The organism is Nostoc sp. (genome assembly GCF_036919895.1).
In the GTDB taxonomy this organism is placed as follows: domain Bacteria; phylum Cyanobacteriota; class Cyanobacteriia; order Cyanobacteriales; family Nostocaceae; genus Nostoc.
Map to the genome: position 1 here is coordinate 1 of NZ_JBALBW010000043.1, position 23,605 is coordinate 23,605.

Sequence of the window (23,605 nt, forward strand, 5' to 3'; positions counted from 1 at the left end):
AGGGCAACTACAGTACAGAACGTATTAAATTTGACTCTAGTATCTCTGGTTAAGTTTTCGTTACATACTTGTAAATTTTCCCGCCCACCTACTTAAATATTCCAGCCAACTGTACAGAAGGAAGTCAAGTACGTTTAGACAAAACATCTTCTGGCTTTTTTAATAAAATCTCTGATTTGTTTTCACAAAAAACTGTGTTCAATCAAAAGTACAGTATTGTAACTCTGCATACCTTATTTGAGCAGAATGATAATATCGACAAAATGATATTTAAGTTGATTAATAATGCGGATATAAAAATTAAAAGTAAAACTAGATGTAGCAATATCTATACTTCAGTAAAGAATGCTGAATATAAAAATGATTTATCTGCATTAGAACTATTAGACTTTATTGTTGACTCAGCCCAGAGTGATAAACCTTTTTGTAGGCGATATAGTCTTGCTAGTCAAAATTTTAGGTTAATAGCAATTGCAGAATGTATTGATAAATCTTTAAAGATATCTAAGCTTAAGCAAGCTCAAAAAGAATCTATTCGAGGAGTGTTTCAATGCATTAGATCGGGTGAAAGCATATCTGATTTTACTTCTTTGAATCAACTTGACTCAATAGTACAAAACTCCTCAATCCCTGAAAATATTAAGCAACTATACTTTAATTTTAGTATTAAATCTAGGGCAATAACTACTGACATATTAATCCTTGATAGAATTAATACTATTACATCAAGTATTTATAGATCAGAGTTACTTTCTGCTTACTCTAAATTAAGAGATGGTGAACCAGTTAGTTGTAAAAATAATCTGAAATCACTAGATACGTTAATTCTAGACTCTGATATAGCAGATGATTGTAAAGCACTTTACAAGTTAATGCGAGAACCCATCAATTCTCAAAAAGGTAAGTCCGCAACAGAAAGCTCAATATTAGAAACAGTTCAAACAGTTTACAAATCCGTTAAAAAAGCATCTAATATTGTTCCAAATGCTACAACCATCGCTCAGGCTACAGGAATAAAAGCAGGGACAGGGGTGGCTATTAGTTCTTTATCTGGAGGTGCTGCAACTAATTCAACCCTAGCTGTTTTAGGTGGTGGTTCTGTGGCTGCGGGCGGCTTGGGGATGTTGGGAGGACTAGCAGTTGCAACTGGGGGAGCTGCTTTAATTGGTGCTGCTGCTTTAGTATCTGTTGCTTCGCTTACTCAAATGGATTCTGAGGATCACAAAAATTTGGGAATTGCAGCAGGAGCAGGAGTAGTTACAAGTGGTGCTGTTCTTAGTACAGCCTGGGCTGCTGCTGGCGCTTTTGGTCTGGCTAGTACTGGTACTGCAATTAGCACTCTATCTGGGGCTGCTGCTTACAGTGCTTCGATGGCATTCCTTGGAGGTGTTGGTGTAATGACTGGAGGATCTGCGATAGTTGCATTTGGCGCAGGTCTTGCTGCTTGGAAATTTCTGAAGGGGGATAAGAACGATCCGAAGAAGATTTTGAAACAGTTAGAAGCTAAACTTTATTCTTAGTTAATAAATATAAATATAGTAATTAGGCGATTTATACGACCACCTATGCCTAAGCATTTCGCCAAATAAAATACCAATTTTACAACCCGCTTGTGCGGGTTTTGTTTTTTAGATAGAACAATATCGTTAAATAGTTATTTATCTATTAAATATTATTACGAAATGTTTACATTAATGTGAGCGAATACTTTTATGTAAAGTCAACAATTACAAAGAAATATTTCGTTTTTTATATCGATTTGTGTCAGATAGACGATAAAATGCCTACTGGGTAAGAGTTTTCTGATAAAAAACAGATATTGCCTAAAGATCACAAGTTACTTGTGGCTGATGATGCCGCTAGGAACTTACAGAGAGAACACGCATCAAAGGAGCCGAAGAAGCATGTTCACACACGTCAAGTCCACCATTAGACACATTGCGCCTGATAACTTACGCGGACGTAGTTTAATCAAGGTGGTCTATGTCGTGCTTGAGTCCCAGTACCAGAGTGCTTTGTCGCAAGCTGTTCGCACGATTAACGCGAACAATCCCAACTTGGCGATTGAAATCAGTGGGTACTTGATTGAGGAACTCCGCGACCCTGAAAATTACGAGGAGTTTAAACGAGAAATTGAGAGTGCGAATATCTTCATCGCTTCCCTCATTTTCATCGAAGACTTAGCACAGAAAGTTGTAGCAGCAGTAGAACCACACCGCGATCATCTCGACGTTTCCGTTGTCTTTCCCTCGATGCCAGAGGTAATGCGCCTGAGTAAAATGGGTAGCTTTTCCTTGGCACAATTGGGTCAGTCAAAAAGTGCGATCGCACAATTTATGCGGAAACGCAAAGAAAAATCCGGTGCGGGATTCCAAGATGGGATGCTGAAGCTTTTGCGTACCCTGCCGCAAGTGCTGAAGTTTCTCCCAATGGACAAGGCACAGGATGCCCGAAATTTCATGCTCAGTTTTCAGTATTGGCTAGGTGGTTCTCCAGAAAATCTGGAAAACTTCTTGCTGATGCTAGCTGATAAATACGTATTTAAAGGTTTAGATAAACAAGATTTTGCACCTTCTACTTATGAACAGCCAGTTGTTTATCCCGATTTAGGGATTTGGCATCCTTTGGCTCCCAGTATGTTTGAGGATGTCAGAGAATACCTCAATTGGTATACAGCTCGTAAGGATATTTCTAGCGATCTAAAAGATCCCCTAGCTCCTTGTGTCGGGTTAGTATTGCAACGCACTCACCTAGTTACAGGCGATGATGCCCATTATGTAGCAATGGTGCAGGAGTTGGAAGCAATGGGCGCACGGGTATTACCTGTGTTTGCTGGTGGTTTGGATTTCTCCAAGCCTGTTGAGGCTTACTTCTACGAACCAATTACCAAAATACAGTTAGTAGATGCAGTGATCTCGCTGACTGGTTTTGCTTTAGTGGGTGGCCCAGCTAGACAAGATCATCCCAAGGCAATTGAGGCACTCAAACGCTTAAACCGTCCTTACATGGTGGCCTTACCCTTAGTATTCCAAACCACAGAAGAGTGGATGGATAGTGATTTAGGGTTACATCCAATTCAAGTAGCTTTGCAAATTGCGATTCCTGAATTAGATGGAGCAATTGAGCCGATTGTATTATCGGGTAGAGATGGGACTACAGGCAAAGCGATCGCACTGCGCGATCGGGTTGAAGCTGTCGCCGAACGCGCCTTAAAATGGGCTAACCTCCGCCGCAAGCCAAAACTTGATAAAAAAGTCGCCATCACCGTTTTCAGTTTCCCGCCAGATAAAGGCAACGTGGGAACCGCCGCTTACTTGGATGTATTCGGTTCCATCTACGAGGTGATGAAAGCCCTCAAAAATAACGGCTACGACTTACCAGAATTGCCAGAATCAGCCGAAGCATTGCTGCAAGAAGTCATTCACGATGCCCAAGCGCAGTACAACAGCCCAGAACTGAACGTTGCTTACAAAATGTCGGTTCCTGAGTATGAGGCGCTAACCCCTTACTCTCACCGCCTAGAGGAAAACTGGGGCCCACCTCCCGGACACCTTAACAGCGACGGGCAAAACTTGCTGATTTATGGTAAGCAATTCGGTAACGTTTTCATCGGCGTACAACCCACATTTGGTTACGAAGGCGATCCGATGCGGCTGTTGTTCTCCCGTTCGGCTAGTCCTCACCACGGTTTTGCTGCTTACTACACCTACCTAGAGCAAGTTTGGCAAGCTGATGCTGTACTGCACTTTGGTACACATGGTTCCTTGGAATTCATGCCAGGTAAACAGATGGGGATGTCTGGTGATTGTTATCCAGATAACTTAATTGGCTCAATTCCCAACCTGTATTACTACGCAGCTAATAATCCGAGTGAAGCGACAATTGCCAAACGTCGGAGTTATGCCGAAACAATTTCTTACTTGACACCACCGGCAGAAAATGCTGGTTTGTATAAAGGTTTGAAGGAACTCAGCGAATTAATTGCTTCCTACCAAACCTTGAAAGATAGTGGACGCGGTGTTTCCATTGTTAACAGCATCATGGATAAATGCCGGATCGTGAATCTGGATAAGGATATTAACCTGCCAGAAACCGATGCCAGAGATATGAGTACCGATGAGCGGGATAATATTGTTGGCAACGTCTACCGCAAGTTGATGGAAATCGAATCGCGGTTGTTGCCTTGTGGGTTGCACGTCATTGGTAAACCCCCAAGTGCAGAAGAAGCGATCGCAACTCTCGTCAACATCGCTAGTCTAGATCGTCAGGAAGAAGGACTTCAAGGTTTACCGGGAATTATCGCCAACAGCATTGGGCGTAACATTGACGATATTTACCAAAGTAATGACCGAGGCATTTTAGAAGATGTCCAGTTATTGCAAGATATCACCTTGGCAACCCGTGCAGCAGTTACCGCCCTTGTCCAAGAGCAAATCGACGCTGAAGGACGAGTTTCTCTAGTTTCCCGGTTGAATTTCTTCAACATGGGCAAAAAGGAACCTTGGGTAGAATCATTACATAAAGCAGGTTATCCCAAAGTTGATACCGCAGCCCTAAAACCCCTATTTGAGTATTTGGAATTCTGCCTGCAACAAGTTTGTGCCGACAACGAACTGGGAGCATTACTCAGAGGCTTAGAAGGCGAGTACATCTTACCCGGCCCTGGTGGCGATCCCATCCGCAACCCGGATGTATTGCCTACAGGTAAGAATATCCATGCACTCGATCCGCAATCCATCCCAACAACAGCAGCAATCCAATCAGCCAAAATCGTCGTAGACAGGCTTTTAATCCGTAACAAGTCTGAAAATGATGGAAAATGGCCAGAAACCATTGCCTGTGTCCTTTGGGGAACCGATAACATCAAAACTTACGGTGAATCCCTAGCGCAAATTATGTGGATGGTGGGCGTGCGTCCAGTTCCCGATGCCTTGGGACGGGTGAACAAGTTGGAATTGATATCTTTAGAAGAGTTGGGAAGACCCAGAATTGATGTAGTAATCAACTGTTCTGGCGTATTCCGCGACTTGTTCATCAACCAAATGAACCTGCTAGACCAAGGCGTGAAGATGGCAGCTGAGGCGGATGAACCTTTAGATATGAACTTTGTTCGCAAACACGCTTTGCAGCAAGCTGAGGAAATGGGGATTAATCTGCGTCAAGCAGCGACGCGCGTTTTCTCCAACGCTTCTGGTTCCTACTCGTCAAATATCAACTTGGCGGTAGAAAACAGCACTTGGGATAGCGAAGCCGAGTTGCAGGAAATGTATCTCAACCGGAAATCCTTCTCCTTCAATTCCGATAACCCCGGAATCATGGACGAATCGCGCGGTATTTTTGAAAGTACATTGAAAACTGCTGATGCAACTTTCCAAAATTTGGATTCTTCCGAGATTAGCTTAACGGACGTTTCCCACTACTTTGATTCAGATCCTACTAAGCTGGTGGCAAGTCTGCGGGGTGATGGTAAAAAACCAGCATCTTATATTGCAGATACAACCACAGCTAACGCCCAAGTGCGGACATTATCAGAAACCGTGCGTTTGGATGCGCGTACCAAATTGTTAAATCCCAAGTGGTACGAGGGGATGCTATCTCACGGTTACGAAGGTGTGCGCGAACTCTCCAAGCGGTTGGTGAATACAACAGGTTGGAGTGCGACAGCCGGCGCTGTGGATAACTGGATTTATGAGGATACTAATGAAACCTTCATCAAAGATGAAGAAATGCAGAAACGGTTATTGAACCTTAATCCCCATTCTTTCCGCAAGATTGTATCAACTTTGTTGGAAGTGAATGGACGCGGTTATTGGGAGACTAGCGAGGATAATTTAGATCGTCTGCGCGAGTTGTACCAAGAAGTTGAAGACCGGATTGAAGGGATAGACTAGGATTACATGGGCAGGCATTATGCCTGCCTTAACAATGAGATAAGGGTAAAAAATGAAATATAAATGATTCAAACATTTCAAAATAAAGCATTAGAAAATTTGTTTAGAGAAAATTTTAATAAAGGAGTTCCTGCAAACTTAGAAAAGAAAATTAGAATCAGACTTGAAGTTATAGACTCAGCGTTAATTGTAGAAGATATTAGATTACCAGGTTATGATTTGCATGAATTAAAAGGAGACAGGAAAGGAACTTGGTCAATTAAGGTATCAGCAAACTGGCGTATAACTTTTAGATTTGAAGATGGCGATGCTTATGATGTCAATCTTGAAGATTATCATTAATTCCTGTGTTAATATGATCTTAATTGGCTAGACAATGATACATAAGGTTGACCAAATTATTAAGTAAGAAGTATTAATTATGGATAATTGGCAAGATATTACTGATACTAGATTAGTAAGACCAATACATCCTGGCGAAGTAATTGCAGATATTTTAGATGATTTAGATATTAATACCGCAAATTTTGCAGAAATCTTAGGAGTATCTAATCAAACAATTCAGGAAGTTATTAATGGTCAAAGCTCAATTACAGTAGATATAGCAATACGTCTTGGTAAAGCTTTAGGAAATGGCCCAAGACTTTGGCTTAATCTTCAGCAAAAAGTTGATCTTTGGGATGCTTTGCAAAGCCATAAAGAAGAATATGAGCAAGTCATGACATTGGTTTAGAAGAAATTGTGAATAATTATTTTTTGAATATTGAAATTTACAGCAATTGTCAGGTAAATGAACACATGATGAATACTGTAAATATTTGTCTTAAATCAGCAAATTAGTTGTGAAACAAAATTATGCCAAAAAGAATTAGCGATGTATTTAGTATTTCATCAGATGAACTAAGGAAAGAAGGCGTATTTGATGGATTTATAGATATTGACTCTAAATTTTATGTAGATCCTAGATTGTTAAAAGAAACCAAAATTGACGAATTACAAGGAACATACAGTAAATTTCAAACCTATTTCGCAAGCATTTTTAATGAAATATATCAATTAAAAGAAAATCAAACAAATACTCAACAGATTATATATCATATAACTGATAAGTTAAAATTCAAAGAAAATTCTCTAGCTGGATTAGGATATTCAACTAACCACACTGAAGGGAAAGGAATCGGGGAAAAATTAGCCGAAAAATTAGCACAAAATGCAGTTTATTTTGCTATTCAATTAAATATAACAGATCCAGCTATTTTTGAAATGACTCCATTGTTTGAGGAAAATTTTGGTGCAGATAGAATCAGTGACATGACTGTTGACATCATACTTACTGAATTACTGACATTTTCTGAACGAGTAGCTAAAAACTTTAAACTTCCAACTTTTACAGATACTTCGATAAGAAATCAAAAATTTAACTTGCCTTATTACTTAACAAAAGGAGTAAAACAACCACTGATTTTAGTTCCTGAAGATATATTAACTAAATTGCCAGTAGCATCTTCTAAGTGTTTTAATGACTATGATTCTATAGTATCGCACAATGATAAATTACGTAAAGAAGTCAATAGGATCATAGATGAAAGGGATCAAAATATTCCTACTTGGGAGCAAGTTTTCAAAAAATTAAAAAAGGCACAAATAAAGGAACTTATTACTAAAAACCCTAAATTATTGATAAATTTAATTGACAAATATAAATCAAAACAACCTAATTCATATCATTTTGATAGTGATTTAGATAACGAGTTTAGATGGTATACAACTGCAAAAAATTATGCTATCAATTTCCCTCTTGAACTAAAAAAAATAGTTTATTCAGTTCAAGACTTTCATGAAAATGTTGAAGCCATTGTTAATAAATTCTCTGATTTAATATCACAAAAAGATTTATGTGTTGAACTATATAATGATTTAGGAAAACCTATAAGGGAAAAATTTTCACAACTGATATTACTAAAACTCGTAGAAGAGTATATTTCGCAGAATTCGTATAATTTTATATCAAGAATAAATATAGAGTATAAATCCAACAATGGCATGATAATATTAGCCAATGAAAAAATCATGTTTTTAGAAAGTGTAGTTCTATTGAAATATTCATCTGATACAAAAGAACAAATCTATAAAAGTTTTAACAAACTTGTAGACTATATTAATCAATATAGTTCAAAGGAGGGGATATTTTTGTTATTAGCAACTGATGAAAGACATTTATATATTCAGAATGAATTATATAAAATGTCTGAAATAGAAAAAAGAAATGAAAGAAAGACACCAAATATTATATTAGTAGATGGCAGAATTAAATTCTTTGGAAGGAAAAAAGTAGCATCTAGTAAATATTTTTAGAAACTGAAATTTAGCTTAATACAGAAGAAACTTTATAATCATTAAAGATTATGGAAAACAACCACCATAGATGCTTTAACATAGGTATAGCTTACTCTTCCATAATAGGCGATCGCATTATTTTTAAGGTTTTCTGCAAAGCGATCGCACTCACTCTTTCACAATAGGCGATCGCTTTGTTTTTAAGATTTTCTGTAAAGCGATCGCACTCACTCTTCCACAACAGCGATCGCTTTTTTCGAGGTTTTCTGTAATGCGATCGCACTCTCTCTTCCACAACAGCGATCGCATTATTTTTGATGTTTTCTGTAAAGCGATCGCACTCACTTTTACACAACAGCGATCGCTATGTTTTTGAGATTTTCTGTAAGGCGATCGCTTTATTTTTGATGTTTTCTGCAAAGCGATCGCTCATTCTTGGACAACAGGCGATCGCATTATTTTTGAGGTTTTCTGCAAGGCGAACGCTCATTCTTGGACAACAGGCGATCGCATTATTTTTGAGGTTTTCTGTCAGGCGATACCTACGGGGAGCTAGGCTAGCCCTCACTCTTCCACAACTAGTGATCGCCTACAATGCCATCATAGAAACAGCGATCGCTTCTATATTTTCAACGATATCATAATATGATATCATTAAATCTGTGGCTATATTTAACTTAACTGTAAGATGGCTGTAATTGTATTGATTAAATGGATCTCAATAACAAACAACGTCAGATTTTAGAGTTAATTTTTACAAATCCTGTACCATCTAATGTTCTTTGGAAAGATATTGAAAGTTTATTTATAGCTCTCGGTGCTGATATTACTCAAGGTAGAGGTTCGCGGGTTCGTGTGAAATTAAATGATGTGAAAGCTGTTTTTCACGAACCGCATCCTCAAAATGAGACAGATAAAGGAGCAGTCAAATCTGTTAGAGAATTTTTAATTAAGGCAGGAATTGAAATATGATGACTTATAAGGGATACACAGCTAGTATAGAAGTAGATGTAGAAGCGGGAATACTTTTTGGTCAAGTCCTAGATATTAATGACGTAATTACCTTTAAGGCAAAAACTGTAGACGAAGCGCGTCAAGAATTTCAAATTTCTGTTGATGATTATCTTGCTTTCTGTGAAGAACTAGGAGAAGAGCCTGATAAACCATTCTCTGGTAAACTTCCATTCCGCACAACTCCAGAACACCACCGCAAAATATTTATTGCTGCTAAAAAAGCTGGCAAAAGCATAAATGCTTGGATGGATGAAATCTTAACTGGTGCTGCGGATAAAGTAATCAATACTTAAAGTCAATCATTCTAAATATTTTTTTCGCTAAAGTGCATTGCCTTTGGCATTTTTATGGGAATATTCAAGTTGAAATTTTTATATGGATGCGTTAACTATCAACTTTGCTCCTGCTGATACTGATTGTTTAATAAGGCTACAAAATAAAATGCAAGAGTACCGAGACAACGGTGCTAAATTAGCTTGGTTAATTGATTTAGAAACTCGGCAAGTAGAAATTTATCGTTCTGGTAGAGATTTTGAAGTGCTGGAATCTCCTGCTAGTTTATCAGGAGAAGATGTGCTACCGGAATTTGTGCTTAATTTTAAAGATATCTGGTGAATTGATTAAAATACGAAATGCGCTCTTCGTAGCTCACCATAGATATCGCATTATTTTTGAGGTTTTCTGAAAGGCGATCGCGCCTGATAAATTAATGTAAATAGTGCGATGTATACTTCCTAATTTATTCTTTTGAGTGCCTAACGATTGAAGTCACGGCTAAAAGCATACAGCCAAATAATACTTTAAAGTTTAAAATATATTTAGTTTATCCGAGACGCTAGAGAAAATGAGCATTGAAGAAATTATTATAGACAAGGTAAGAATATTACCCCCTGATAAGCAACAAGAGGCGTTAGATTTTGTAGAATTTTTACTTGCGAAAATACAAAAGCAAGAGTTATCTTCTCAAGAAATAAAGTCAGGGGTTTCGGCTTTGACTCTTGCTCAAGAATACATTGGTTGTGTGGAAGCAGCAAGTTATTTGTCTACTAATAAAGATTATATGGATTCCTACGGATCATGATGAAGTATGTATTGCTAGATACAGAGTTATAGCCAAATAATACTTTAAAGTTTCAAATAAATTAGCTGATCTCAGAGGCTATAGAATCAAGTATACAAAAATAATAAAAGATTTACTTTGTCATCGTAAATAGCATCTTCTAATCGATTGAGAACATCAATTATATCGGATCTAAGACTTAACTCTACATTTATGACGGAACTTTTAATTTCAAGATAGTCCCAGTCTAAGCTAGTCACATCTGATAAAGTAATTTTCAATTCGTGGAATCGATAAGAATCTCCCCGACTATAATATTTGTCTTCATCTTCATCATCGCCATTTTTGAGAAGATCAGAAAACGACTCATAACCAATATCAATAATAGCATCACAGAATGAATCAAAACTTCTTGCTATTTTTAGATATTGAATATGGTCAGACTTAACAAAAGTTTAATCGCCATACCAAAAACCAATATAGGATTTAGGATCAAAATCTTCAGGCCAAAGAGTAGAACTATTGTAATGAGAATTTTCTAAATCAACTCCTCGTAAGTCTGCATTTCTAAAATCGGCTGATTCCAAATAAGTATTGGATAAGTTAGCATTACGAAGGTTTGCTTGATTGAAATTAGCTCCTATCAATTGGGCATATTTTAAGTTAGTTTGACTAAGATTTGCTGAGGTCAAATTAGCTTCATCACAATAAGCACTACTAAGATTTGCTTCAACAAGATTTGCTTGAGATAGATTAGCTCCCGTAAAGTCAATATCACTCAAATCACATTGACTCAGATTGACTTGGGACAAATTAGCACCACTTAAGTTAACGCAACTTAAGTTAGCTCCACTTAGGTCAACTCCTTGCAAGTTAGCTCCACTCAGATCAACGTCATCTTTAAGACCATTAAAATCCCTCTCGCCAGCAGCATACCGTTTCAAAAGTTCTTCAACATTCATATTAATACTATTGCAAATGATATAAAAAAGGCAGATACACAAGTTAAGTTTCAAATTTAACTTCTTAGTGTGTATCTGCGTCAATAGACAATTGTAAAGTTTAATTATTTACATTGCTTAATGCACTAATGCGATCGCACGTTTCGTCAATGCTTCAGCAGTCAATCCATTAAACGCCATCAACTCACCAGCACTGGCTGTAGTCTCTCCACGCTTCCAAGCGAAGGTGTCGCGTTTGGCTGTACTCCGCAACAGAATCGGTTCTAGCATCGCCGCCGCACCACCAGTAACAGCAATTAACGCATCGCCATCAAATAATTCGGCAAATTTGGCATCATCCAAGAAACCGCCTTCGGGTTCAGAACAGGTATCCCACGCAGTATCATGGCTACGATACAATTGCCGAGGATTGATGATAGAAACTATCTTCACACCAATACCTTCAGTTTCTAAAAAAGCCGCAGCTTCAAATACTGGCATTAATGTTAAATCGCCAATCACAGCAAATACAACTTGTTTATCACCAGCGATTTCATGTAATAACACTGCACCATCGCGCAACCCTTGACGAGTTTGTTCTAAAGTGGTGCGAATTGGTAACGGCGTTTTACTTGCTGTAATTACAATTCCCTTATTTTTAGTTTTCAACGCCCAATCATAACAAGCTTGAATACTATTAGCATCAGGCGGAAATAATGGGAAAACATTTCCATTTCGCATCAATGAAGCAAAGTAAGCTTCAATTTCGGGACGTTGGTGAGTCCAACCGTTGCGCCCTTGCTCTAATGCGCCTGCTGTGAATAAAGTAATAGTCGAAGGAGTTTGACGGCGCAATTCTGCCATTGATTGGGTTACAGTTTGCCAAATTGGTAATCCGTTGATGGCAAAAGATTCGTAAGAACACCACAAAGTTCTCGCACCCATTAACGCTAAACCCGCAGCTAAACCGGCACAAGCATCTTCACTCAATGGTTCATAAACTTGTCCATTTGGTGCTTGGAAATATAAATCGTCGGTTGTGGGATGGATAATCTTTAATGCTTGGTTAATGTTGGCAATTCCTGATGCTTCGTTACCGTCGGCGTTGGTGACAAGGAAATTTTTATCTTTATTTCCAACTATTCCTACTAATCGTCCCATTGCGGTTGTGGAAACTTTTGGTTCGCCGCCAACTGCATATTCTTCTAAAGGTAATTCGCCTAGTTCTGCTAATGGGAATTCAAATTCTGTTACTACAGTTTTTGCTGCTGGGCCACCACCGGCGCGTTCGGCATTTGTTCTGACTAATTGCCAAGCTTCCGCAGATAAAGCACGGGTTTGCAATGCACTGATTATATGTGGCGCATCCAACGTATCTTTAGGATACAAATTGTGAGATTTTGCTCCCCGCGCGTGAACTCCTGCACCTTTGAGTTGTTTAATAATAAAGACTGTAAGTTTACCACCCAATGCCGATCGCGCTGCTTTATCTACACCGGAAAGTACTGCTTCAGTAAATGCTAGGCGTTTCTCGAAGGAAAAGGCGGTACTATCAACGTAATCCCCTGGTTGATTTTGATCGTCAAAGTCTTTGGCATCAACTAATACGACTTCATCAAAACCGTTACCTTGCCAATATGCTTGCATCTGTTCGTTGGTTTTCAAAGAAACCATGCTGTGATGTTCTTGGCTGTAACCGTTCCACACCAACACTGGTAAGAAGTTGGTGACAGCAGGATAAGCAGTATGGAAATGTGCGATCGCACTGACAATATATGGTTCACCCAATCCACCATCCCCAACTGTAAAGGGGAACAGCTTATCTTTATGTAATAATGCAGCCGCCATTGCAAAGTGTTGCCCTTGTCCCAAAGGCCCCGCAGGTGCGAGAATACCGGGAATGAAACCAGAAAGGTGTCCTAAAAGTCCATGCTTTTCTCGGAAGCGATCGCGCAATTGTTGGACTGTAAAAATTCCCATGTCCTCTAGCGAACGATCCAAGAACATGGCACTATAAAATCCGGGGGCGTGGTGTCCGACTTCGGTAATAATGTTCTTGTATCCCAGCATGACAAGAGATGCGTAAGCTTCTGCTTGACTGGCGAATCCGCCGGGATGCCCAGAAGCCTTACTAGCAGTAACTTGCAAAGTCAGGTAGCGTAAGGCATCAGCAGCTAGTAAAGTTTGATATACAGCTGTTTTATCTGTAGGTGATGCGATCGCGATTTTGCCCGACTCTATAGCAGGTGTTGCACCATAAGTTTCAAAATCTGGTAGTGCTTCACCAAAATATTGAATCCCTTCAGAAAAATTGGGAAGCGCTGAAGATGCCTTTGCGGAGATTGCAGTCATGCTGAGTACCTTTTAACGATTAAGTGAAACTGTAGATGCTCGTTGAATTTAACCAAAATTTTACATCTTCGAGGTTGTAACAGTTTATTGCTTTTTTGGAACGCTAGAATAAGTACTTTAAATGGTTGAGTAATCAAAATTTCAGTTAGTTGAAGTAGCAAAAAATATTCAGTAGGAAAAAAAATTATGAAATTCCCAAACGGCCCTCAAACTCCAGCAGTTTTACAGATGCTGCGCTGGATTGTTAATCCGATGTCATTTATGGAGGATTGTGCTAAAAGCTATGGCGAGATTTTTACTCTCCGATTAGACAAAAATCTTCCTCCTTTGGTGATTGTCAGCAATCCCTTAGCGCAACAGCAAATTTTGACAACTGATACCAAGGAATTAGAAGCCCCTGGCGATCTGAATAAGGTATTTGAACCTTTGCTGGGTAAGCATTCTGTGATTAGCATCAGCGGCGCAGAACACCAGCGTCAACGCCAGTTGTTAATGCCTCCCTTTCACGGCGAAAGAATGCGGAATTATAGTCAGGTGATTACCGATGTCACCAAGCAAGTTATCAGCCAATACCAGATAGGTAAACCCTTTAATATTCGGTCTGCAACCCAAGCTATTACCCTGCGGGTGATTATGCAAGCTGTGTTTGGGCTACATGAAGGGCCTCGCGCCGAAAAACTACAGAAATTTTTGAGCAATCTTTTAGAAAAGGCCAGTTCTCGCTTAAGTGTAGCTTTGCTTTATTTTCCAGCTTTACAAAGGGATTTTGGGCCAATTAAGTTTTGGGGAAACCAGATGAGCCTTCAGCAAGAAGCTGACGAACTTATCTACGAGGAAATTCGGGAACGTCGAGAACAACCAGATGCATCACGCACAGATATTCTTAGCTTACTCATGGCTGCTACAAATGAAGCCGGTCAACCCATGACTGATGAAGAATTGCGCGATGAGTTGATGACTCTGTTATTCGCCGGTCATGAAACCACCGCGACAGCCTTAGCATGGGCATTATACTGGATTCACAAAATACCATCAGTGCGCCAAAAGCTACTGCAAGAATTAGATAGCTTGGGCGATAACCCAGATCCCGGGACCGTTTTCAAGCTACCCTATCTCAACGCTGTTTGTTCCGAGACATTGCGGATTTACCCAGTAGGTATGCTAACTTTTCCCAGAAGAGTTAGAACCCCGATATCGCTGGGCGGTTACGAACTAGAACCGGGTACAGTCCTACTTGGTTCTATTTATCTGACCCACCAACGGGAAGATATTTATCCAGAACCTAAGCAGTTTAAGCCAGAACGCTTTTTAGAACGGCAATTTTCCCCTTATGAATACTTACCCTTTGGCGGTGGTGCAAGGCGTTGTATCGGTCTAGCCTTTGCCCAATTAGAAATGAAGCTAGCACTTGCCAAAATCCTTTCTAGCCTGGAATTAGAACTAGTTGACAATGGTGAAGTTCGACCTAAACGCCGTGGTTTGGTGACAGGGCCAGATCGTCCTATCCAAATGATTATCAAAAGTCAACGTCAGGTGAAGTCGCCCGTTCTCCAGACAACCACTGTTTGATGCTGCGGAGGTTGATTGAGGTAAAGGGATGTAAATTAGAGTGCGATCGCAAAATTATTGCATAACAAGTCGATGTATTGGCATAACAGGTCGATGCATTGGCACAACAGGTCGATGTATTGGCATAACAGTCGATGTATTGGCATAACAAGTCGATGCATTGGCATAACAAATCGATGCATTGGCATTGCAGTTGGAGTTCTCTAAGCTAAATGCCCTATATCTCAATACGCTTGGGTTAAGGTTAAAACTCTGTTACCAAAGTCAAGTTTTTAACGTTCGCGGAGCGTGCCGGAGGCATTACCGCAGAGGCGCAGAGAACGCAGAGAGAAGAAGGAGATGTTTAACCTAAGCGTATTGCCCTATATCTGAATATTTGAGCATGAATTTTGATTCAGCCGATGCCATAACAATATCAACTGCTGTACGCCAAGGTAAAGCTAGCGCTGTGGAAGTTACTAAAACTGCATTAGCACGAATAGCAGCACGGAATAATCAACTTAACTGTTTTACGGCTGTGACTGCTGAGGCGGCTTTAGCAGATGCAGCACGCATTGATGAGGAAATTGCCCAAGGTAATAATCCGGGAACCCTTGCGGGTGTACCTTTTGCGGTGAAAAATCTTTTTGATATCGCTGGTTTAACGACTCTAGCGGGATCGAAAATTAATGCAGAGAAACCAATAGCTACCCAAGATGCAACCGCAGTAGCCAAGCTGAAACAAGCTGGTGCTGTGCTAGTTGGCGCTTTGAATATGGATGAGTACGCTTATGGATTCGTGACGGAAAATTTCCATTACGGTGCTACTCACAACCCCCATGATTTACAGCGAGTTGCTGGTGGTTCATCAGGTGGTTCGGCGGCGGCTGTTGCTGCTGGGTTAGTGCCTCTGACGCTGGGTTCAGATACTAATGGTTCAATTCGGGTTCCGGCGGCGTTATGTGGCGTTTTTGGTTTTAAGCCAACTTATGGAAGGTTATCTAGGGCTGGGGTAGCTTTATTTTCTAGCAGTTTTGACCACATTGGCCCTTTTGCGCGTTCGGTGCAGGATATTGCGACAGTGTTTGATGTGCTTCAGGGAGAAGACGATCGCGATCCAATCTGTACAAAACGTCTGCCTGAATTGGTTTTACCACAACTTAAGCAAGATATTTCTGATATTAGAATTGCTATTGCAACCGATTATTTTACCCAAGGTGCAGAACTAGAAGCTTTAGCAGCAGTGCAAAAAGTCGCTGATGCTCTAAATGTCAGTGAACATATGACAATCCCAGAAGCACACCGCGCCCGTGCAGCAGCTTTTGTGATTACAGCCAGCGAGGGCGCAACTCTACATTTGGAAAATTTGCGATCGCGTCCCCAAGATTTTGATCCAGCAACACGCGATCGCTTTTTAGCTGGGGCGTTAATTCCTAGTAGCTGGTATCTTCAAGCACAAAGGTTTAGAAGATGGTATCGCGATCGCATTCGAGAAGTGTTTCAAAATGTGGATGTGATTCTTGCCCCGACTACACCAATTTCTGCACCGCTAATTGGCCAACAAACTATGATTTTGGATGGTGAAGAAATTCTTATCCGTCCTCATTTAGGGCTATTTACTCAACCATTATCTTTTATTGGTTTACCCGTTTTATCAATACCAATTCAGCGTCTAAATGCTTTACCATTGGGCGTGCAATTAATCGCAGCACCATATAATGAAGCTTTGATTTTACGAGTTGCAGCTGCGTTAGAAATAAAGGGTGTAATTTCAGCCCCAGTAGTGTAGCTATGTTAAACCTTACCAAAGTTATTTTTTTAACGTTCGCGGAGCGTGCCGGAGGCATCACCGCAAAGGACGCAGAGAGAAGAAAGAAAAAAAGGCTTAACTGAACCGTATTGACTTATAAATTAGCCAAGGTTGCTAATATTTTAAAATCTGGATTTCATCAAGTTGATTAATCACCACATCCGCACCTCGGACATTATCTGACTTACCCACCCAAGTGATACCAATACAACCTGCGGCTTTAGCATTACGTGCCATTTGCATATCACCAACTGCATCACCCACCATCAAGGTAGCGCCCGGTTCAACTCCCAAAGCTTGGCAAGCTTGCAAAAATAGCACTGGATCTGGTTTACTCGGCCCCTCATCTACTCCCATTTCCAACTGGATATAATCACTTAATTGGTGATGCGCTACAAACTTATTTACTTCATCGGTTGTTGCAGCTGAGAGGATACCGAGTTTCAACCCTGCTTTCCATAAATATTCCAACAATTCTAAGCTACCTACAAATAGCGGTGAAGGAGTTTGTTCGATATATTTCTCCGCTTCATCCAAAGCTTGACGGGCTATTTTTAAGGACTCAAACCATCCTTTTCCCGTTTCGGCAATATATGCAGCAGCCGCAACTTCTGTCTCGCGGCGACTCGCTACTGATATCAAACCTGCCGGATCTAAAAGATTGCCATTGATGCCAAACGCCATTAACAGGGGTTCTCCAGTTCCAGGGATTTGGGCATCTATTAATCTTGTTGCCTTTTGTGCTAGCGATCGCAAATAAGTTTCAGAATCTTCTAAAGTACCGTTTTTATCAAACAAAATTGCCTGGATATTATCAAAAGTGATATTTCTACATTTAATAGTCACCACAATATTTCACCCCACTTAGTTAATTAATAATTATGAGTTTTTATTGCTAACCCTTGTACAGACAAAGATTTTTCGCATCTCTTCCCAATTTCCACATAAAAAAAGAGGGGAAAACCCTCTTTATACAATGATTTAATACTCTTACTTAAAAACAAGTAAAACTATAAAATGTATTATTCTTCAATAGCTGCGGTAATTTCCTCTTTAGTTTCCGTGGCTGCGGGAATTTCTTCTTCAGTTTCCGTAGCTGCGGTAATTTCCTCTTTAGTTTCCGTGGCTGCTGTAATCTCTTCTTTAGTTTCCGTGGCTGCTGTAATCTCTTCTTCAGTTTCCGTAGCTGCGGTAATCTCCTCTTCAGTTTCCGTAGCTGCGGGAATTTCTTCTTTAGTTTCCGTGACTGCTGAAATCTCTTCTTGAATTTCCGCAACTACAGGAGTTACTTCCTCAATTTCTGCTGCGGCTGGAATATCATCTTCAATTTCTGTTGCTGGTGGAATATCTTCTTCTGCTACAGCATCCGCAGGTGCAGCAGGCGCAGCAGTAGCACCTTGTTGCTTGGCTAGCAGTTGTTCGCGATACTTAGCAGCCATCTCTTCCGCCTTATCATAAACCAAATCCCGGTTTTTAATCATGTCGCCGGGTTCGGGTTCTAGTTGCTTGGTAGATAGGGAAATGCGACCCCTTTCTGCATCCAAGTCAATGATCATAACTTTCACTTCATCATTGACATTGAACACACTATGAGGTGTATCAATATGTTCGTGGGAAATCTCAGAAATGTGTAGTAGACCACTCACGCCGCCGATGTCAATGAAAGCACCGTAGGGTTTGATGCCACGAACAGTACCTATTACTACTTCGCCGACTTCTAGGCGGTTCATCTTCCGCTCAACCAGCGCCCGACGATGAGATAGAACTAAGCGGTTACGTTCTTCATCTACCTCTAGGAATTTCAATGGCAAATCTTCGCCTACCAATTCTTCTTTAGGTTTGCGAGTACTGATATGAGAACCAGGGATAAAGCCACGTAATCCTTCAATCCGCACCAATGCACCACCGCGATTAGTTGCAAACACGCCAGAACGAACAGTGGCATCTTCTGCTTGCAGCTGTCGCACGCGCTCCCAAGCCCGCATATATTCAATCCGGCGAATGGAAAGGGTTAATTGCCCATCTTCATTTTCATCGGTAAGGATGAAAAATTCTCGCGTTTCGTTTGACTGTAAGACTTCTTCCGGGGCATCGACCCGGTTAATAGACATTTCTTGTATAGGTATATATGCTGCGGTTTTAGCACCAATGTCAATCAGAGCGCCGCGCGGCTCTATACTGAAGACGGTTCCTGGCACAACATCACCAGGGCTAAAATGATAATCGTATTTGTCAAGTAGAGCAGCGAAATCTTCGTGAGTGAATCCAATTTCTGTAGCGGTTAAATTCTGATTGACCATGCTGATTTGTTCCTGGTTCTAGTCTCCGTAAAGGTTGTGTGACAGGCGTAATGTACTATGTAAGCAGTTCTATGGCAGCTTACACAAAACATCCTTTTTCATCCTAGCGTAGAAAAGCTAGTATTAACACATATCTACTCCCAAGATTGGAAATTATATCACAATATAAAAATGATTGGTTATTTACTTAGTAGTTAAAACCAACAAAGGACAAACATAATAATATCCGTTGCTACGACGCATCGTAGCAACGGATACTAAGATTGAATCTGTTTAAAAGTCTGGTAATAGGCTCTACTTATCTTTTGGTTTCTCAAAGCGAGGGGGTTCGCGAAATGCGATCGCAAAAAAGATAGTACCTATACACAGAGTAAAAATCAAGATGTAAGCAACGCTTTCCATATTATTAGTTCCTGCTTATCCAGCTAGTAATGAGGAATTAGGGATTGGGTACTGGGTATTAGGGATTGGGAAAACTTTTTCCTTTTTCCTAGTCCCCAATCCCCAGTCCCTAGTCTCCAGTCCTTTAAAGGGCTTCTTTCCGGCGGGTTGATTTGTCACCCACTTTCTGGAACAGCCCCCACTCAACTTGTTCTTCTAGATCCGCATCAACACCAGCAAATACGTCTCGGTAGATTGTCCGAGAGCCATGCCAGAGATGACCAAAGAAGAACAGCAGAGCAAATACAGCGTGTCCAAAGGTAAACCAACCTCTAGGACTGGTGCGGAATACACCATCAGAGTTCAAGGTTTCCCGGTCAAATTCAAAGATTTCACCGCCTTGAGCTTTACGGGCATACTTCTTCACATCAGCTGGTTCTGTAAAGGTTTTACCATTCAGATTGCCACCGTAGAAACTAACGGTTACACCAGTTTGCTCGAAGCTATACTTAGATTCTGCTCGACGGAAGGGAATGTCAGCGCGGATAATTCCATCTGCATCGCTCAAAATTACTGGGAAGGTTTCAAAGAAGTTGGGGAGACGACGCACGGTCAATTCTCGTCCTTCAGAATCTTTGAATACGGCGTGACCTTGCCAAGATTGGGCAATACCATCACCCTTCACCATCGGCCCTGTACGGAATAGACCGCCTTTAGCGGGGCTATTACCGACGTAATCATAGAAAGCCAGTTTTTCGGGAATCTGCGACCAAGCTTGATCGAGGGTTTCACCTTGAGCAACGCTAGTTTGGGCGCGGCGCTGAATTTCTTGACGGAAGTAGCTTTGATCCCATTGATAGCGGGTAGGGCCAAACAATTCGATGGGAGTGGCGGCATTACCGTACCACATAGTACCTGCAACAACGAAAGCAGCAAAGAAAACTGCTGCGATACTGCTAGAAAGTACTGTTTCAATGTTCCCCATCCGTAGGGCTTTGTAGAGCCGTTCGGGGGGTCTAACTGTGAGGTGGAATAAGCCTGCAATAATACCAACAACACCAGCAGCAATGTGGTGAGCCGCAATGCCACCAGGGTTATATGGGTTAAAACCATCAGGGCCCCATTCTGGTGCTACTCCCTGGGCTGCCCCAGTTATCCCATAAGCATCAGAAACCCATATCCCCGGCCCAAATAGTCCGGTGACGTGAAAAGCACCAAAGCCAAAACAAAGTAAACCAGATAAGAACAGGTGAATGCCAAACATTTTTGGCAAGTCGAGAGCAGGTTCACCAGTGCGGGGATCTCTAAACAGTTCCAAATCCCAGTAAACCCAGTGCCATACGGCAGCTAGGAATAAAAGCCCGGAAAGAACAATGTGAGCCGCAGCAACGCCTTCAAATGACCAGAAGCCAGGATCTGATGCAGGGCCACCAGTAACGTTCCAACCACCCCAAGATTGAGTAACGCCCAAACGTGACATGAAGGGAAGAACGAACATCCCTTGTCGCCACATTGGGTTGAGAACTGGATCGCTAGGGTCAAAAACAGCTAGTTCGTAGAGTGCCATCGAACCAGCCCAGCCTGCTACTAAGGCTGTGTGCATTAAGTGTACAGAAATTAGCCGTCCTGGATCATTCAGAACGACTGTATGTACTCGGTACCAGGGTAGTCCCATCGACTACGCTCCTCCTCGATGAGTTAGTTTACAAAGCAATTTTCTTACTGAGATTCTAAGAAACGAAATTCGCCACTCAGAAAACTCTCTCTTGTTTTTTGTTATTGCCAGAGCCAGAGTACTACCACAGTTAGTCTTATAAGTCAGACGGTGTGGGCGCTTTGGCAATGCTTACTCGCTTCGGGAGGTTTACCTTGTAGGGTAGCCACCACCAAGCAAAAAATGAGAATGTTTTAAAAAGTGTAACTATTGATGGAATTGTTTGCAAGCGTGTAAATTGATGCGATCGCGTAGCATCACAAAGTTTTTTCGCTACCAATCCCTGTTGGGGATTAAATTTACTTATCTTTTCTTTATGAGAGACAGAGGAGAAATAGCATTTAAGTATTTCCCCTCTGCCCCATGCCTATCCTATTGAACCACCAACTGGATATTTTGCAGTTGACACTTTGCCTCAGCTGTGTTTAAACGTTCAATTACCTGTTCAGCACTCATCAGACGCTTGAGTACTACTTGACCTATGGTAGTACCGGCTGTGACTGATATTGTCGGCTTCACCTCAACGGTTAAAATGGCTTCTTCAACTCGATAAAGCCATAGCAATTCGTTTTCTTCCACTAAACAAATATTCATTCGCTGAATATCTGGTTGTCGTCGCCATGCGGTTACTTGCCAAAGTCCATCAGATGCCCAGACTCTAGCAACTGTCCATCCTTCAGATAGAAAGAAATACTTCACGCTCTTAGTCTCACTATTAAACTTTCAATCTGCTGTTTACGATATCGTATATTATTTGTTAAATATGTATAACTAATGATAATTTAAATTCAAGCTTATTTAAATTATTGTTACTCAAGTTCTAATAAAAGAAATACTTCTTTATTCTCATGTAGCTCAGTACAAAAAACAACGAAATCGTATATTTAATCATAAGTCCAATTGTTTTGTTTTATTGTCAAGTTTACAAATAAATCTTATGTGTGCTTTGGTTAGCAAATACCAAACATAATTTCATGAATACTTTAGGTAACTATGAACAAGCGTATAAATTCACCATTCAGATATCCTGGCGGCAAATTTTATGCTCGCAATTTGATTCTTAATCATATTCCTTCTCACTCCTATTATGCTGAGCCCTTTGCTGGAGGTGGGTCTATTTTTTTTGTAAAAGATAAAGTAAATATCAATTGGCTCAATGATATTGATGAATTATTAATCAATACGTTATTAATAATTCGAGATCAACCAGAAGAATTAATAAAATTTTTAGAGGGTGAATCCGCTACTAAAGAAAAACATACATATTACAAGAATGAATTTATCCCAAAAAATAAATTAGAACAAGCTGGTAGATGGTTTTACCTTAATAGAACCTCCTACTCTGGAATTATGAAGCATCAAAACTGTTATTGGGGATATGGTGAAAAATACAGTATGCGTCCAGAGAATTGGCCCAGAAACATCCGTCGGACTTCTGAGAAACTTCAAAAAGTTCAAATTACTAATCTCGACTTTGAACAAGTTATCGAATCTGTACCTAATGGATCTTTTTTATTTATTGATCCTCCTTATTTCAATGCGGATCAAGATAAGTTTTATGCTCATTCATTTTCTAAAGACGATCATTTAAGGCTATGCCAAATATTAAACAGGCATAAGGAGAGGATAAAATTTCTTATAACTTACGATAATAGCGAAGAAATTAGAAACCTATATGAATGGGCATTAGAAATACACGACAAAGAATGGAATTATACAATTAATAGAACCGACGATCAAAAAAATGGAAAAAGTAAACAAGATAATTTTAAAGGTGAACGATACAAGGGGAAAGAAATTTTTATATTAAACTACTCTTCTCTTGACTCTACTTTTCAAAATTCTGAACAGTTAGTTTTAAAAGTTTGAATGATTTTATCGAAATAATCAATATAAATTAGATAATATTCTAAAGTTTTAGAAGTAATTCATCGAAGAAAGCTTCGCATTTTTCTATTTCTATCCATTTATTTTTTGGATATGGAACTTCTGTTGATTCTAAATTTTGAACATTGCCAAAATTAATAATTGGATAGTTAGGTATAAAACCACAATTAGACTTATCTAGGCACTTTTTTCTTCCACAAATAATCCCTGTTTCGTGTGATACAGCTATATCAAAAGAACTAGCAAGATAAACTTTGTTATAAACAAATTCTTGTATAAATGCTTCGGTAAGATTAGGAGGATTTAGCTTTTTTATAAATTCCATTCCTTCCTGAGTAGGATTAAATCTATATGATATATAGCCTTTCCT

22 protein-coding genes are annotated in these 23,605 nt (G+C 40.1%); 13 read left to right on the forward strand and 9 right to left on the reverse strand.

Annotated elements, in window-relative coordinates:
* Positions 1-194 precede the first annotated feature (194 nt).
* The 5 genes from V7K55_RS07830 (at position 195) to V7K55_RS07850 (ending at position 8,246) form a co-directional block, all read left to right on the forward strand.
* On the forward strand, positions 195-1,520 hold the full coding sequence (locus V7K55_RS07830) for a hypothetical protein (RefSeq protein ID WP_334829872.1): 1,326 nt from the start codon (positions 195-197) through the stop codon (positions 1,518-1,520).
* 384 nt (positions 1,521-1,904) lie between these two features.
* Entirely contained in the window at positions 1,905-5,891 is a 3,987-nt protein-coding gene (locus tag V7K55_RS07835) for a magnesium chelatase subunit H (protein ID WP_334829874.1), read from the forward strand.
* A gap of 63 nt (positions 5,892-5,954) precedes the next feature.
* The gene (locus tag V7K55_RS07840; RefSeq protein WP_292728953.1) at positions 5,955-6,233 is read left to right on the forward strand and encodes a type II toxin-antitoxin system RelE/ParE family toxin; all 279 of its coding nucleotides are present in this window, start codon (positions 5,955-5,957) and stop codon (positions 6,231-6,233) included.
* Positions 6,234-6,312: 79 nt separating this feature from the next.
* The gene (locus tag V7K55_RS07845; RefSeq protein WP_334829876.1) at positions 6,313-6,624 is read left to right on the forward strand and encodes a HigA family addiction module antitoxin; all 312 of its coding nucleotides are present in this window, start codon (positions 6,313-6,315) and stop codon (positions 6,622-6,624) included.
* A gap of 122 nt (positions 6,625-6,746) precedes the next feature.
* Positions 6,747-8,246: a hypothetical protein gene (locus V7K55_RS07850; protein ID WP_334829878.1), complete on the forward strand. Its 1,500-nt coding sequence runs from the start codon at positions 6,747-6,749 to the stop codon at positions 8,244-8,246.
* Between the two features lie 91 nt (positions 8,247-8,337).
* Here V7K55_RS07850 and V7K55_RS07855 read toward each other — a convergent pair whose 3' ends face one another.
* Positions 8,338-8,583 carry a hypothetical protein gene (locus V7K55_RS07855; RefSeq protein ID WP_334829880.1) on the reverse strand — a complete coding sequence of 82 codons (246 nt, stop codon included), beginning with the start codon at positions 8,581-8,583 and terminating at the stop codon, positions 8,338-8,340.
* Here V7K55_RS07855 and V7K55_RS07860 point away from each other — a divergent pair.
* The 5 genes from V7K55_RS07860 (at position 8,546) to V7K55_RS07880 (ending at position 10,323) form a co-directional block, all read left to right on the forward strand.
* Complete coding sequence (locus V7K55_RS07860; protein WP_334829882.1) at positions 8,546-8,872, forward strand: hypothetical protein; 327 nt, start codon at positions 8,546-8,548, stop codon at positions 8,870-8,872. The two genes, V7K55_RS07855 and V7K55_RS07860, sit on opposite strands and share 38 nt — an antisense overlap.
* A 67-nt stretch (positions 8,873-8,939) precedes the next feature.
* Positions 8,940-9,200: a type II toxin-antitoxin system HicA family toxin gene (locus V7K55_RS07865; RefSeq protein WP_069068733.1), complete on the forward strand. Its 261-nt coding sequence runs from the start codon at positions 8,940-8,942 to the stop codon at positions 9,198-9,200.
* Positions 9,200-9,535 (forward strand): type II toxin-antitoxin system HicB family antitoxin, encoded by a 336-nt coding sequence (locus tag V7K55_RS07870; protein ID WP_199346326.1) that lies wholly within the window; start codon positions 9,200-9,202, stop codon positions 9,533-9,535. The genes V7K55_RS07865 and V7K55_RS07870 overlap by 1 nt, the downstream gene beginning before the upstream one ends.
* A gap of 148 nt (positions 9,536-9,683) precedes the next feature.
* Positions 9,684-9,857 (forward strand): Uma2 family endonuclease, encoded by a 174-nt coding sequence (locus V7K55_RS07875; RefSeq protein ID WP_334829885.1) that lies wholly within the window; start codon positions 9,684-9,686, stop codon positions 9,855-9,857.
* Between the two features lie 229 nt (positions 9,858-10,086).
* Positions 10,087-10,323, forward strand: a complete 237-nt coding sequence (locus V7K55_RS07880) for a DUF2281 domain-containing protein (RefSeq protein ID WP_334829887.1) — start codon at positions 10,087-10,089, stop codon at positions 10,321-10,323.
* 434 nt (positions 10,324-10,757) lie between these two features.
* Here V7K55_RS07880 and V7K55_RS07885 read toward each other — a convergent pair whose 3' ends face one another.
* On the reverse strand, positions 10,758-11,264 hold the full coding sequence (locus V7K55_RS07885) for a pentapeptide repeat-containing protein (protein ID WP_334829889.1): 507 nt from the start codon (positions 11,262-11,264) through the stop codon (positions 10,758-10,760).
* Positions 11,265-11,381: 117 nt separating this feature from the next.
* Positions 11,382-13,595: a phosphoketolase gene (locus V7K55_RS07890; RefSeq protein WP_334829891.1), complete on the reverse strand. Its 2,214-nt coding sequence runs from the start codon at positions 13,593-13,595 to the stop codon at positions 11,382-11,384.
* A gap of 186 nt (positions 13,596-13,781) precedes the next feature.
* Between V7K55_RS07890 and V7K55_RS07895 the strand changes: the two genes are divergently transcribed.
* Positions 13,782-15,164, forward strand: a complete 1,383-nt coding sequence (locus V7K55_RS07895) for a cytochrome P450 (protein ID WP_334829893.1) — start codon at positions 13,782-13,784, stop codon at positions 15,162-15,164.
* A gap of 382 nt (positions 15,165-15,546) precedes the next feature.
* Entirely contained in the window at positions 15,547-16,932 is a 1,386-nt protein-coding gene (locus tag V7K55_RS07900) for an AtzE family amidohydrolase (RefSeq protein ID WP_334829895.1), read from the forward strand.
* 135 nt (positions 16,933-17,067) lie between these two features.
* Here the strand turns inward: V7K55_RS07900 and V7K55_RS07905 are convergent, their stop codons facing one another.
* From V7K55_RS07905 to V7K55_RS07925, 5 genes are all read right to left on the reverse strand, one after another.
* Complete coding sequence (locus V7K55_RS07905) at positions 17,068-17,802, reverse strand: HAD family hydrolase (protein WP_334829896.1); 735 nt, start codon at positions 17,800-17,802, stop codon at positions 17,068-17,070.
* 173 nt (positions 17,803-17,975) lie between these two features.
* On the reverse strand, positions 17,976-19,253 hold the full coding sequence (locus tag V7K55_RS07910; protein WP_334829897.1) for a 30S ribosomal protein S1: 1,278 nt from the start codon (positions 19,251-19,253) through the stop codon (positions 17,976-17,978).
* A 294-nt stretch (positions 19,254-19,547) separates the two neighbouring features.
* Complete coding sequence (locus V7K55_RS07915) at positions 19,548-19,655, reverse strand: photosystem II reaction center protein T (RefSeq protein WP_012409025.1); 108 nt, start codon at positions 19,653-19,655, stop codon at positions 19,548-19,550.
* 124 nt (positions 19,656-19,779) lie between these two features.
* A complete protein-coding gene (gene psbB, locus V7K55_RS07920) occupies positions 19,780-21,309 on the reverse strand; it encodes a photosystem II chlorophyll-binding protein CP47 (RefSeq protein ID WP_334829899.1) in 1,530 nt (509 codons plus the stop codon).
* 411 nt (positions 21,310-21,720) lie between these two features.
* Complete coding sequence (locus V7K55_RS07925) at positions 21,721-22,047, reverse strand: hypothetical protein (RefSeq protein ID WP_334829901.1); 327 nt, start codon at positions 22,045-22,047, stop codon at positions 21,721-21,723.
* Between the two features lie 294 nt (positions 22,048-22,341).
* Here V7K55_RS07925 and V7K55_RS07930 point away from each other — a divergent pair, with 294 nt between their 5' ends.
* Positions 22,342-23,217, forward strand: a complete 876-nt coding sequence (locus V7K55_RS07930) for a DNA adenine methylase (RefSeq protein ID WP_334829903.1) — start codon at positions 22,342-22,344, stop codon at positions 23,215-23,217.
* A 40-nt stretch (positions 23,218-23,257) separates the two neighbouring features.
* On the opposite strand, the gene V7K55_RS07935 is transcribed toward V7K55_RS07930, so the two are convergent.
* Positions 23,258-23,560, reverse strand: a complete 303-nt coding sequence (locus V7K55_RS07935; RefSeq protein WP_334829905.1) for a hypothetical protein — start codon at positions 23,558-23,560, stop codon at positions 23,258-23,260.
* Positions 23,561-23,605 lie beyond the last annotated feature (45 nt).